We start from the raw sequence: 13,316 nt of genomic DNA, 5'->3' as shown, positions 1-13,316 counted from the left end.
AGTGCTCGACGACCGAAGCAGCCGGATGCCGGGCAGCTGGGTCGTTAGTATTTCAGTGCTACACCAACAGTGAGATGGGTCGGCGGTGCCGGGGCGTAGTTCCGGGTGCCGGAGCCGAAAAACACCGCCTCGGCATAGTCTTCGTCGGTGAGGTTGTAGAGGTCCAGATACCAGCGCAGGCTGCGGCCGCGCTCGAAACGGGCCTTGTAGAACAGGCTGGCGTTGACCAGGTCGTAGCCTTCATAGCTTTGGCTGTTGTCGTCGGTGAGGGCGTACTCGCCCACCTGGCGCCAGCTCAGCCGCCCGCCCCAGCCGCTGGCCGGGTTGTAGTCGAGGCTGAGGGTGGTGATATTGTCGGGCAGTCCGACCACTTCCTTGCCCACCAGGGCGGCATTCGGATTGCTCTCGATCTCGCTGTCGAAGAGCGAGGTAATCAGGGACAGTTCGAGATATTCCACCGGGGTGAAATAACGGAACTCCGCCTCCAGACCGCTGCGCCGGGTCTCGCCTACGTTGCGGAAGTTGCCGGAGCCGACGGGGTCTTCGAGGATCTCGTCGGAGCTGTTGAGGATGAAGTAGGCCGCATCGACGTAGAAATCCGGGCTGGCGGTGAGGGTGGCGCCGATTTCGTATTGCCAATACTCGATGGCGTCCACGTCCAGGGTGGGATCGTACTTGGCCTCGCCATTGGGCAGGCCAAAGCCGTTGGCGACACTGCCGCGCAGCTCGATGCCCTCGGCCACCCGGGAACGCAGACCCAGCTTGGGGCTGATATGGTCGTAGTCGTTCATGTCACGGCTGAAGGGGGTGCCGCCCGGGTCGCGGTTGTCGTAGCTGCCCGAGAAGCTGTCGTAGCGCAGCCCGGCCATGGGGCGCAGCGCCGGACTGATTTCCCAGTCGGCCTGGCCATACAGGGAGAGGGTATCGATGGTGAACATGCGCTCCTGGGTTTGCGCGGTGCGCACCCGATTGGAGGTGTTCCAACGCTTCCAATCGGTCTCTTCATCGTAATACTCGACGCCCGCCACCCAGTTCATGGGGGCCTCGCCCAGACGATGGGCGCCATTGAGGCTGGCGCCGATGGCCAGCACGTCGCGGTTGTAAAAGCGCTCGGTCTGGCCGCCGGGGTCGTAACCGAATTTGGCGAAACGGGTGAAATCGTTCTGGGTGCCGTAGGCGAATACCAGCAGTTTCATCTGTTCGTTGATCAGATGGTTGTAATCGATGCGTTGGGCGAAAAAGCGTTTTTCGCCGCCGTCGTCCTCGGCGTTCACTGATTGCTGATCGCGGCGGTCCTCGTCGTTGAATTGGTCCTCGGGGATATAGCCGGGGGCTTCCCATTGGCCGGCGTGGCCGCGCAGGGAGAGGGCGATTTCGGCACGCTCGGACAGGTCATAAGACAGACGTCCGGCGGCGTTGGCCTTGGTGTAGCGGGAATTGTCGCGCCAGCCCTCGCTGTCATAGGCCTGCACGGCGAAGTTGGTGGCGACGGGACCGAAGGCGCCGCCGGCGGCCGCTTGGGCGTCGAAGGTGTCGAAGGCGCCGAAGGAGATGTCCGCCTCCTGGTATTCGCCGCCCTTACGGGTGATGAACTCCAGCACCCCGCCGCGGGCGAAGTTGCCGTAGAGCGCCGATACCGGGCCTTTGTAGACGTTCAGGCGCTGCAGCTCGAGGGGGATCATGATGTTGGTATCGGCATAGCCGTCGGCATGGGACTCACCCTGGTTCAGGGTGATGCCGTCAAGGCTGATGCCGGCGTCACTGCCGTGGCCGGCGCCGGTGAAGCCGCGGATGGTAAAGACATCGGCGACACCGCCCTGGCGATAGGCGCCCAGATCCACCCCGGGGACCTGCTCGATGAGGCGCAGGGGTTGTTGCAGATGTTGGTCGCGGATGGCGTCACCCTCGATGACGTTGACGGTGAAGGCGCCCTGGCTGGGATCCAGGGCCTCCCCTTTGACCGTGATTTCACCCAGGCGGACGCCGTCGGCGGCAGCGGCGCCGGTATACGGCAACAGCAGGCCGAGGGCGCAGGCCAGAATGGGCGCCGCTGCGGGTCTGACCCGGTGGAATGCGTGGCCGCCGGTGCGGCGCGGCGGGCACGAAAACGGACGATACTCTATTCTCATTGGAGGCTCCCTGGTTGGGTTTTCTTTTGTGGTTGAGTTGTTGCTGCGCGTTGTCGCTTATGGGACGTCAGAGTGGTGTTACAAAAATAATAAACGTGCTACCAGAATCAGAATCGAAAAATAACACGATTATAAAAAACGTGCCACCATGATTTACGTACGGATTTACGTACGGATTTACGTACGCCCTCCGCCGTTAGGCGTTCGCGTTGAATAAAGTCAAAAAACCCCGTCCGGTTCCGGACGGGGAGACGGGTGCCTAGTTGTCAGGGTGGTTGATGAGGGAACGGGGAGGCGGCCGGGCAGAGGCGCGTTTTGCCCGCCCGCTTGATATCAACACTCAGTGTTGATGATCGTCGTGGGACTCCTTTTCGTGGCCGCTGTGGGTGTGTTCATGGGACCCGTGGTTCTCCTCGGCGCTGTGGCTGTGGTCATGGGTCTCCGCGTCACCACCATGGCGATGGGCATGGCTGTGACTGTGTCCGTGATCATGGCTATGTTGATGGCTGTGCTCGTGGCTGTGTTTCTCGTCACCATGAACATGTTCATGGGTATGCGTATGACGGTGTTCATGACTGTGTTGATGTTCGTGCTCATGCTTATGGTCATCTTGGGACATTGCCGTCTCCTTTGTGGTGCAGGTTTGTGGGGATCACCATTAAGTCCATGGGTCCATCGGTTGCGGCCTTGACAGGTACGGTGGATGATTTGGCGCGTCGGCGGTCGCCGCGGCCTGCGTCAGGCGGCGGACGAACTTGCAATCGCACATGCAATCAAGGCCATACCGTGGCGCCGGCGTGGTGCCATTCGCGGCTGTGCGGTGCTTGCGTTGATAGGTACTGTCACAATACATGGGCATGCTCCTGGTATTACGTTTATACAAAACGTGCCACCAAATACTAGGCAGCGGGTGGATGGCTGTCAAACGCTTATTCGGCACTGATCGCGATCTCACCGGCCTTGGGATGGTCGGGCGTGGGCATTCAACGAGGGTTGTTGGGCAGGACAGGGGTGGCCTATTCGTCCTCTATTCCCAAGGTCTGCATGTGATAGAGCTGGCGGTAGATGCCGGGCTGGCGCAGCAGCTCGCCATGGCTGCCACGCTGTGCCACTTCGCCTTGGTGCATGACCAGGATCTGGTCCGCGCGCTCGATGGTGGAGAGGCGATGGGCGATCACCAACAGGGTGACCTGGCCGTGCAGCTGCAGCAGGGCGCGCTGGATCTGGGCCTCGCTGTGACTGTCGATGTTGGCGGTGGCCTCGTCCAGGATCAATACCCGGGGCTGGGCCACCAGGGCGCGGGTGAGGGCCAGCAGCTGACGCTGACCGGTGGAGAGCTTGGCGCCGCGCGCATCCATCAGGGTGTCATAGCCCTCGGCCAGGCCCTGCACGTGGGCGTGTAGGCCGCTCTGCTTGGCGGCCCACAACAGCTGCGCCGGGTCGATGTCGCGCCCCAGGGTGATGTTGTCCCGCAGGCTGGCGTTGAACAGATAGGGGTCCTGCTGCACGATGCCGACCTGATGGCGCAGTTCCGTCTCGCTGAAGTCTTCCAGCGCTTGATCGTCGATGCGGATGATGCCGTGCTGGGGCGTGTAGAAGCGCAACAGCAGTTGGGCGAGGGTGCTCTTGCCGCTGCCGGTGTGTCCCACGATGGCGCAGAAACGGCCGGGCGGGACGGTGAGCGAGACGCCCTTGATCACCTCGTGGTCACCGTCGTAGCTGAAACGCAAGTCATCCAATTCCACCTTGCCGGCGTGGATATGGGCCTGCTCCCGCCGCGTCGCTATGGGCTGTCGCTGATCCAATAACTCGAACACCCGCTCGCCGGCGACGAGGGCCTGTTGATACAGGGCGAGTCGTTGGGTGATTTCGATCAGCGGTTCGGCGAAGCGCCCCAGGTAGGCGACAAAGGCATAGATGACGCCGATCTCCAGGGGCGTATCCAGGGCGCGATAGCCGAAGCTGAACAACAGACCGATGAGGATCAGGGTCTGGATCAGATCCACCAGCGGGCGCAGGATGTAAGCATCCAGCTTGATGTTGCGCAGACGGGCTTGATAATGGGCGTCCGCCAGGGCACCGAAATCGCGGCGGAAGCGCGGCGTCTGATGGGTCCGCTGGATCACTCTCATTCCCTGGATGGATTCATGCAGCCGGGCATTGATGTCGCTGAGCAGGGCGCGGGCGCGATGGAACAGGGGCGCGCTCAGGCGCTGGTAGAGAACCATCAGGCCTGCCACCAGCGGGATGAACAGCAGGCAGATGAGCATCAAGTGCCAGTCCAGCAGGGCCATGGCCACCAGGATGCCCAGCACGCGTACCAGGTTCTGGATGAAGGTGCTCACCACGTTGACATAGAGTTCCTTGATGGACTCGGTGTCATTGGTGATGCGCGAAATCAGGGCGCCGGTGGCGCTGCGATCGAAAAAGCCCAGCGGCATGTGCACTACCTTGGCGAAGACCTCTTGGCGCAGGGTCTGCACCGCCTGCTGGGCGATGAGATTGAAGCGCAGCGCCTGTAGGTAATGGCTGGCGGCGGCCACGATCATCGCCACCACATAGGCCCCGCCCAGGCCCAGCATGGCATTGAGCGGCCAGTGGCCCGGCAGCACGAAATCATCCAGGAATACCTTGATCAGCAAGGGGCCGGCGACATCGGCGGCGGTGGCGATGAGCAGCAGGATCAGGGCCTGGCGCAGCAGACCACGGTCGGCCAGGGCGTAGCGCAGCAGGCGGCGGAAGGTGGGCTCCTTCATGCTCACGGTGACGGGTGCGCCGAGTTGAAATCCCCCCTGGCCCCCCTTTTACAAAGGGGGGTGATTAAAGCGGGCGCGCAACGGCATGGTGCCGTCGCTCCAATCCAGTCACCCCCCTTTGTAAAAGAGGGGGCGGGGGGGATTTGCAGGGGTAGAGTCAAGCGCCCATCTTTTCTACTGTTCATTATCAATCGCCCACTCAATCTGTTGATACCGATACATCTGCGCATACCACCCATCCTGAGTCAGTAATTCGGCATGGCGGCCGCGCGCGTCGATCTCACCGTGGCGCAGCACGATGATCTCATCCGCCGCCACCACTGCCGATAGGCGATGGCAGACGATGATGTTGCTGCGCCCTTTACGCGTCTGTCTCAAGTGGCGCAGGATGCGCGCCTCGGTCTGTACGTCCACGGCGGAGAGGGCATCGTCCAGGATCAGGATGGGCGGATCCAGCAACAGCGCCCGGGCGATGGCGATACGCTGGCGTTGTCCCCCCGACAGGGTGATGCCGCGCTCGCCCACCGGGGTCTGATAGCCTTGCGGCAGGGCCTGGATATCCGCGTCGATGCAGGCCTGTCGGGCGGCGGCGCGGATCTGCTCCAGGCTGGCCTCGGGTCGGCCCAGGGCGATGTTCTCGGCGATGCTGAGGGAAAACAGAAACGGGTCCTGGGGCACCAGGCCGAACTGCCGGCGCAGCGCCGCGAGGCGGTAGTCGGCCAGGGGCTGGCCGTCCAGATGGATCTTGGCCTGTTCGTCCGCATAGAGACGCAGCAACAGATGGATCAAGGTGGTCTTGCCGCTGCCGGTATGACCGACGATGCCCAGGCTGGCGCCGGGCGCGATGCTGAAATGCACGTTGTGCAGCGCCGGCGCCGGGGTGCCGGGATAGGCGAAGCGGCGGATGGCCACGTCCAGGGCGGTGGAGCCGGGCGGGCCCAGGGTGCCGTTATCTTCGATTTGTGGCGCGGTCTGCAGCAGTTCCTCGATGCGGGCATGGGCGGCGGCACCGCGCTCCAGCAGGTTCAGGGTCCAGCCATAGGCGAACATGGGCCAGATCAAATAGCCCAGATACATGGTGAAGGCGGTGAGTTCGCCCACACTGAGCTGGCCCTGATGTATCCACCAGGCGCCGCCGCCCACGGCCAACAGAAAGGAACTGCCCACGGTGACGAAGATGACCGGCTCATACTTGGCGTCGATCCTGGCCACGGCCAGATTGGCGCGGCTCACCGCGGCGGTGACCCGGGCGTAGTCGGCGAGGGTGTGGGACTCGCGACCGTAGGCCTTGATTAGACGGATACCGGAGAGGCTCTCCTGGGTGTGGTCGTTGAGTCGGCTGAACTGGTGCTGCGCCTCGCTGAAGGCGCTGTGCATCTGGTGGCCGAAGCGCCACATGAAATAGCCCATCACGGGCCAGGGCAACAGGGCCAACAGGGTCAGCTTCCAGCTCACCACCAGCATCATCACCGCCAGCACCACCAGGCCGGTGAGCACCCCATCCACCAGGGCCAGCACCGCCTCTCCGGCGGTCATCTCCACCGCCGTGACGTCGTTGGTGGCGCGGGCCATCAGGTCACCGGTGCGGTGCTGCTGAAAGAACTGCGGCGCCATCAGGGTGAGATGATCGTAGATGCGACGGCGCAACAGGGCGGCCAGGTAATACGAGGCGCCGTAGAGCTTGGCGCGCCACACGATGCGCAGCCCGTACACCACAATGCCCAGGGCCAACAACAGGCCCAGGTACTGCAGCAACAGGGTCAGCGTCAGGCGCTGCTGGGCGATGGCGTCCACCAGGCGGCCGGTGATCCAGGGCGGTACCATGATCAGCCCGGCGATGGCCAGCAGGGCGGTGAAGGCCGAAACGTAATGGCGCCAATAACGGCGGAAGAACCAGCCCAATTTGAACAGGACTGTCATGCAGGCCTCGGAAGCAGAGCAATCATGGCGCTATGATAATGCAAGAAACAGGGTCGGTTGGGGTAAGCGCAGCGCATCCCAACAGGTCCGGCCTTGCTGAGCCACCAAGCGGGTGCCCAGAATGCGCTTATCAATTTACGGCGCTACATCCTCGTGGCTAACTTTAGCAGCGTTCACTCGCGTTTGTTTGCGGGCAAATAAAAAAAGCCACCCGAGGGTGGCTTTTCAATGGCTGTACTTGAGTCGTGGCTTACAGGTCCAGATTGCGCCACAGTTTCTCGGTGGGCGCGGTCTGGTTCATGGTGTAGAAGTGCAGGCCAGGCGCGCCGCCGTCCAGCAGTTTGCGGCAGAGATCGGTGACCACCTCTTCACCGAAGGCCAGAATCGAGGCCTTGTCATCGCCGAAGCTCTCCAGGCGTTTGCGGATCCAGCGCGGGATCTCGGCCCCGCACATGTCGGAGAAGCGGGTCAACTGGCTATAATTGATGATGGGCATGATGCCGGGAATGATGGGAATATCCACGTCCTGCTTTTCGCACTCGTCGACAAAATAGAAGTAGGCGTCGACGTTGTAGAAGTACTGGGTGATGGCGGCATTGGCGCCGGCCTTCACTTTGCGCACGAAATTTCTGACATCCTTCTTGGCATTGGGGGCCTGGGGATGGATCTCGGGATAGGCCGCGACTTCCAGCTTGAGCTGGTCGCCGGTCTCTGCGCGGATGAACTCAACCAGCTCGTTGGCGTAGCGGAAATCGCCACGGTCGCGCATGCCGGAAGGGAGATCGCCGCGCAGCGCCACGATGCGCTTGACGCCGATGCTCATGTACTTGTCCAGCAGGGCCCGGATACTGTCGCGGGTGCCGCCGATACAGGACAAATGGGGCGCCGCTTCGTACCCCTTTTCCTGGATCTCTTTGACGGTGTCGAAGGTGCCCTCTTGGGTACTGCCCCCGGCACCAAAGGTCACAGAGAAATAGGCCGGTTCGAGTTTGGCCAGCGCCTCAAGCGTGTTGTGGAGTTTATCGGCGCCCTTTTCCGACTTGGGCGGGAAAAACTCGCAACTGAATTGTTTGGGAAATTTTGACTGTGTATTCATATAAAAGCAGAGGAAAGATGACAGAGTAAAGAGAAAAGACTCTCGAGTTCCATCATCTTTCCTGTTTCCTCAGTTGTTGTTACATGGAGTGAATCAACTCACCGTGGGAAAGCCGAGGAAAGAGACAGGAAAGTGACTTCCCTGTGCGCTTTCCTCTTCGCTCTGCTTTTTAGTAGCGATAATGGTCGGACTTGTAAGGACCTTCCACGGCAACACCGATGTAGTCGGCCTGATCCTGGCTCAGCTTGGTCAGATGCGCATCGACCCTGCCCAGATGCAGACGGGCGACCTCTTCGTCCAGTTGCTTCGGCAGGATGTAGACGCCGATCGGATACTCATCCTCTTTCTTGTTGAAAAACTCCATCTGTGCCAACACCTGGTTGGTGAAGGAGTTGGACATGACAAAGCTGGGATGACCGGTACCACAGCCCAGGTTCACCAGGCGGCCTTCGGCCAACATGATGATGCGGTTGCCGTTGGGCAGGATGATGTGGTCGACCTGCGGCTTGATGTTTTCCCACTCGTACTTCTTCATACCGGCGATATCGATTTCGTTATCGAAGTGACCGATATTACAAACGATGGCCTGGTTCTTCATCTTGACCATGTGATCGTGGGTGATGATGTCTTTGTTACCGGTGGTGGTGACAAAGATGTCGGCGACAGGAGCGGCTTCTTCCATGGTGACCACGCGGAAGCCTTCCATTGCCGCCTGCAGGGCGCAGATGGGATCGATCTCGGTGACCCAAACAGTGGCAGCCAGACCGCGCAGTGACTGAGCGGAACCCTTACCAACGTCGCCGTAACCACAGACCACGGCGATCTTGCCGGCGATCATGACGTCGGTGGCACGCTTGATGGCGTCAACCAGCGACTCACGGCAGCCGTAGAGGTTGTCGAACTTGGACTTGGTGACCGAGTCGTTGACGTTCATGCCGGGGAACAGCAGCTCGCCCTTCTTCATCATGTCATACAGGCGATGGACACCGGTGGTGGTTTCTTCGGTGACACCCTTGATGCTTTCCGCCTGCTTGGTCCAGAACTTGGGATCTTCTTCCATGACCCGGGCCAGCACGCCGTAGACACATTTCAGCTCTTCGTTGTCCGTGGTGTTGGGCGAGGGCACGGCACCGTTCTTTTCACATTCGACACCCTTGTGCACCAGCAGGGTGGCGTCGCCGCCGTCGTCCAGGATCATATTCGCGGTCTGACCATTGGGCCATTTGAAGGCCTGCTCGGTACACCACCAATACTCTTCCAGGGTTTCGCCCTTCCAGGCGAAGACCGGGATGTTTTGGGCTGCAATAGCGGCTGCGGCATGGTCCTGGGTGGAGAAGATGTTGCACGATACCCAGCGTACCTCGGCACCCAATTCCACCAGGGTTTCGATGAGTACTGCAGTCTGGATGGTCATGTGCAGGCTGCCCATGATGCGCGCGCCCTTGAGCGGTTTTTCCTTGCCGTATTTCTCACGCAGCGCCATCAGACCGGGCATTTCGGTCTCGGCGATATTCATTTCCTTGCGGCCCCAATCGGCCAGTGAGATGTCGGCAACTTTATAATCGGTAAATTCAGACATGGATAGTCCTCCAAATTTAACCGAGCGCCGTTGTTAATGAAGCCTCTCTTCGAGCCTGGCAGATATCCGCTGGGATAGCTGTCGCAACGCTCCTCGAAAAGAGGGCCGCCTGTTAATAAAGGCGGTAAGAGATAGTTGTTACAGGTGCAGGCCGGAACACCGTCCCTCGCCTGCGCAGTCCTTAGATGCGTGCTGCGTCACGCAATGCAGCTGCCTTGTCGGTACGCTCCCAGGGGAGTTCCACATCTTCGCGGCCAAAGTGACCGTAAGCGGCCGTGGCGGTGTAGATAGGCTGCATCAGATTAAGCATGGCGATCAGGCCCTTGGGGCGCAGGTCGAAATGCTCACGGACCAATTCTTCGATGCGGACATCGTCAACCTTGCCGGTGCCGAAGGTGTCGATGGAGATCGAGGTCGGCTCGGCCACGCCGATGGCATAAGAGATCTGGATCTCGCAGCGCTCGGCCAGACCGGCGGCGACGATGTTCTTGGCGACGTAACGGCCGGCATACGCGGCGGAACGGTCCACCTTGGACGGATCCTTGCCAGAGAAGGCGCCACCCCCGTGACGGGCCATGCCGCCGTAGGTGTCGACGATGATCTTACGGCCGGTCAGACCACAGTCACCCACGGGGCCACCGATAACGAAACGGCCAGTGGGATTGATGTGGAACTGGGTGTCGGAGGTGATCCACTCGCTCGGCAGGACCGGCTTGATGATCTCGTCCATGACCGCGGCACGCAGGGTCTCGGTGTTGATCTCTTCATTGTGCTGGGTAGACAGAACCACCGCGTCGATGCCGACCGGCTTGTTGTCTTCGTAACGGAAGGTCACCTGGCTCTTGGCGTCGGGACGCAACCAGGGCAGGGCGCCGTTCTTGCGCACTTCGGCCTGACGGCGGACCAGACGGTGGGCGTAGGTGATGGGCGCGGGCATGAGGACATCGGTTTCGTTGGTGGCGTAACCGAACATCAGGCCCTGGTCACCGGCACCCTGTTCGCGGTCGTTGACTTCGTCCACACCCATGGCGATATCGGCGGACTGCTTGTCCATGGCGACCAATACAGCGCAGGTCTCCCAGTCGAAGCCCATCTCGGAGCTGTTGTAGCCGATGCGCTTGACGGCTTGGCGGGCCACGTCCTGGAAGTCGACCGAGGCCGAGGTAGTGATCTCGCCGGAGAGGATAATCATGCCGGTGTTGATCATGGTTTCGCAGGCGACACGCGCCTTTGTGTCTTGATCCAGGATGGCGTCCAGGACACTGTCAGAAATTTGGTCGGCGACCTTATCCGGATGCCCTTCGGACACCGATTCAGATGTAAATAAATAATTCTTGGACATTAAATTTGCTCCAAAATACTTGAATGAAAGATATGTGAGTTAATGATGACCCCCCCCGGACCGACGGCATATTCTATAGCGAAAGGCCGTTCCAGTGAACCCCGGGGCCGGTTTTGGGGTGGTTTTTGGGCTTGCTTGGAGGTGTGAAGTAAGGGAAAATAGCGCCTATAGTAATAAATAAGAATAAAGGGTGCCCGGCGGCCCACAAAAAACTATAAAAATAAAATTTTTTGCCCTACCCGTCGGAGTGGCCCAAAAATATCAAAAGTGCGTAAGAATCAGCCAATAGCCATTCGCAGGTTGTGGTATATAGCCCTGTTTTTGATTCAAGCCATGTTGGGGGCAAGTGTTTTGTGCTAGAATTGCCCGCTTTCCCGCTCTCGGCAAGGTCCAGGCGGCCCCGATTTTATTGGTAACACATTGTTTTTATTTATTTTTCCGTTCACCTACAAGAGTTGAGGAGAGTTTTATGCCCTCTCGCAAAGATCTAGCGAATGCCATCCGTGCCTTGAGCATGGACGCAGTTCAAAAAGCGAATTCAGGTCACCCTGGCGCCCCCATGGGGATGGCGGATATTGCCGAAGTGCTGTGGAACGACTTCATGCACCACAACCCAACCAACCCGCAGTGGGTCAACCGCGACCGTTTCGTATTGTCCAACGGTCACGGCTCCATGCTGATCTATTCCCTGCTGCACCTGACCGGCTATGACCTACCCTTGGCAGAGCTGAAAAACTTCCGTCAACTGCATTCCCAGACCCCGGGTCACCCCGAGTATGGTTACACCGCCGGCGTGGAGACTACCACCGGACCCTTGGGGCAGGGCATCAGCAATGCCGTCGGCATGGCCCTGGCCGAGCGCACCCTGGCCGGTCAATTCAATCGCGATAATCACCACATCGTCGATCACTACACCTATGTCTTTCTGGGCGACGGCTGCATGATGGAGGGCATCTCCCACGAGTCCTGCGCCTTGGCCGGTACTCTGGGGCTGGGCAAGCTGATGGCCTTCTGGGACGATAACGGCATCTCCATCGACGGTCATGTGGACAACTGGTTTACCGACGACACGCCCAAGCGCTTCGAAGCCTACGGCTGGCACGTGGTGCGTGATGTGGACGGCCACGATGCCGACGCGGTGGCCGCGGCCATCCGCGAGGCCAAGTCGGTTAACGACAAGCCTAGTCTGATTTGCACCAAGACCGTCATCGGTTACGGCTCGCCCAATCTGTGCGGCAGCCACGACTGCCACGGCGCCCCGCTGGGCGACGATGAAATCGCCGCCACGCGTGAAAACCTGGGCTGGCCCCACGGCACCTTCGAAGTGCCCGACGAGATCTACGCCGGTTGGGACGCGAAAGAAAAGGGCGCCGCCGCCGAAGCGGCCTGGAACGAAAAGTTCGCCGCCTATAAGGCCGCCCATCCGGACCTGGCGGCGGAGTTCGAGCGCCGCACCGCCGGTGAGTTGCCCGCCAACTGGGAACAGGTGACCGCCGAGTACATCGCCGCGGTCAATGAAAAGGCTGAGAGCCCGGCCACCCGTAAGGCGTCTCAGGGTGCCATCACCGCCTATGCCGCGGTCCTGCCTGAGTTCCTGGGCGGTTCCGCCGACCTGACCCCGTCGAATCTGACCAACTGGCCCGACGCCAAAGCCATCACCAACACGGTCACCGACGGCAACTATCTGTCCTACGGTGTGCGTGAGTTCGGCATGTCGGCCATCCTCAACGGTATCGTTCTGCACGGCGGTTTCATCGCCTTCGGCGGCACCTTCTTGATGTTCTCTGAATATGCCCGTAACGCCCTGCGCATGGCGGCCCTGATGAAGCAGGGTTCCATCTTCGTCTATACCCACGACTCCATCGGTCTGGGCGAAGACGGCCCCACCCACCAGCCGGTGGAGCAGACCGCCACCCTGCGTATGATTCCCAATATGACAGTCTGGCGTCCCTGTGATGCAGTAGAGACCGCCGTGGCCTGGAAAGCGGCCATCGAGAAGAGAGACGGTCCGACCTCGCTGATCTTCTCGCGCCAGGGCCTGGCCCATCAATCGCGCAACGACGAGCAGATCGCTGCCATCGCCAAGGGCGGTTATGTGCTGAAGGATTGCGACGGTACCCCGGACGCCATCATCATCGCCACCGGTTCCGAAGTCGCCCTCGCCACCGGTGCGGCTGAAGAGTTGTCCGGCAAGGGCAAGAAGGTCCGGGTCGTTTCCATGCCCGCAGTCGATGTCTTCGAAGCGCAGGACGAGTCCTATCGCGAATCCGTGATTCCGTCATCCGTCACCGCCCGCGTCGCGGTGGAGGCCGGTGTGACCGACGGTTGGTACAAGTACGTCGGTTTGAACGGCAAGGTGGTCGGCTTGAACCGTTTCGGTGAGTCGGCGCCTGCAGGCCAGCTGTTCAAGGAGTTCGGCTTTACCGTAGAGAACGTCGTCAAGACTGTTGAGAGCGTGCTCTAAACATAACGATTATTAACCCGCCCGGCAGTG

At 60.5% G+C, this 13,316-nt stretch carries 8 protein-coding genes; 2 read left to right on the top strand and 6 right to left on the bottom strand.

What is annotated here, in order from left to right:
- Positions 1-44 precede the first annotated feature (44 nt).
- The gene (locus Tel_13860; GenBank protein ID ALP54132.1) at positions 45-2,129 is read right to left on the bottom strand and encodes a hypothetical protein; all 2,085 of its coding nucleotides are present in this window, start codon (positions 2,127-2,129) and stop codon (positions 45-47) included.
- Between the two features lie 349 nt (positions 2,130-2,478).
- Here Tel_13860 and Tel_13855 point away from each other — a divergent pair, with 349 nt between their 5' ends.
- Positions 2,479-2,820, top strand: a complete 342-nt coding sequence (locus Tel_13855) for a hypothetical protein (protein ID ALP54131.1) — start codon at positions 2,479-2,481, stop codon at positions 2,818-2,820.
- Positions 2,821-3,145: 325 nt separating this feature from the next.
- Here Tel_13855 and Tel_13850 read toward each other — a convergent pair whose 3' ends face one another.
- The 5 genes from Tel_13850 to Tel_13830 all read right to left on the bottom strand — a co-directional run bounded on the left by Tel_13850 (position 3,146) and on the right by Tel_13830 (position 10,822).
- Positions 3,146-4,885, bottom strand: coding sequence for a hypothetical protein (locus Tel_13850; protein ID ALP54130.1), 1,740 nt, complete (start codon positions 4,883-4,885; stop codon positions 3,146-3,148).
- A 174-nt stretch (positions 4,886-5,059) separates the two neighbouring features.
- Positions 5,060-6,805, bottom strand: a complete 1,746-nt coding sequence (locus Tel_13845) for a multidrug ABC transporter ATP-binding protein (protein ALP54129.1) — start codon at positions 6,803-6,805, stop codon at positions 5,060-5,062.
- A gap of 250 nt (positions 6,806-7,055) precedes the next feature.
- Positions 7,056-7,901 (bottom strand): 5,10-methylenetetrahydrofolate reductase, encoded by an 846-nt coding sequence (locus Tel_13840; protein ID ALP54128.1) that lies wholly within the window; start codon positions 7,899-7,901, stop codon positions 7,056-7,058.
- 169 nt (positions 7,902-8,070) lie between these two features.
- Entirely contained in the window at positions 8,071-9,480 is a 1,410-nt protein-coding gene (locus tag Tel_13835; protein ALP54127.1) for an adenosylhomocysteinase, read from the bottom strand.
- A 181-nt stretch (positions 9,481-9,661) separates the two neighbouring features.
- Positions 9,662-10,822, bottom strand: coding sequence for an S-adenosylmethionine synthetase (locus Tel_13830; GenBank protein ID ALP54126.1), 1,161 nt, complete (start codon positions 10,820-10,822; stop codon positions 9,662-9,664).
- Positions 10,823-11,291: 469 nt separating this feature from the next.
- On the opposite strand from Tel_13830, the gene Tel_13825 reads away from it, so the two are divergent.
- Positions 11,292-13,286, top strand: coding sequence for a transketolase (locus Tel_13825; protein ALP54125.1), 1,995 nt, complete (start codon positions 11,292-11,294; stop codon positions 13,284-13,286).
- The last annotated feature ends 30 nt before the right edge of the window (positions 13,287-13,316 follow it).

The sequence above is a fragment of the Candidatus Tenderia electrophaga genome (assembly GCA_001447805.1).
GTDB lineage: Bacteria > Pseudomonadota > Gammaproteobacteria > Tenderiales > Tenderiaceae > Tenderia > Tenderia electrophaga.
This window is presented reverse-complemented; position numbering and strand designations above follow the sequence as displayed.

Coding starts and splice junctions, on each gene's coding strand:
- Tel_13860 (ALP54132.1), bottom strand. CDS start 2,129: ATGAGAATAGAGTATCGTCCGTTTTCGTGCCCGCCGCGCCGCACCGGC.
- Tel_13855 (ALP54131.1), top strand. CDS start 2,479: ATGATCGTCGTGGGACTCCTTTTCGTGGCCGCTGTGGGTGTGTTCATG.
- Tel_13850 (ALP54130.1), bottom strand. CDS start 4,885: ATGAAGGAGCCCACCTTCCGCCGCCTGCTGCGCTACGCCCTGGCCGAC.
- Tel_13845 (ALP54129.1), bottom strand. CDS start 6,805: ATGACAGTCCTGTTCAAATTGGGCTGGTTCTTCCGCCGTTATTGGCGC.
- Tel_13840 (ALP54128.1), bottom strand. CDS start 7,901: ATGAATACACAGTCAAAATTTCCCAAACAATTCAGTTGCGAGTTTTTC.
- Tel_13835 (ALP54127.1), bottom strand. CDS start 9,480: ATGTCTGAATTTACCGATTATAAAGTTGCCGACATCTCACTGGCCGAT.
- Tel_13830 (ALP54126.1), bottom strand. CDS start 10,822: ATGTCCAAGAATTATTTATTTACATCTGAATCGGTGTCCGAAGGGCAT.
- Tel_13825 (ALP54125.1), top strand. CDS start 11,292: ATGCCCTCTCGCAAAGATCTAGCGAATGCCATCCGTGCCTTGAGCATG.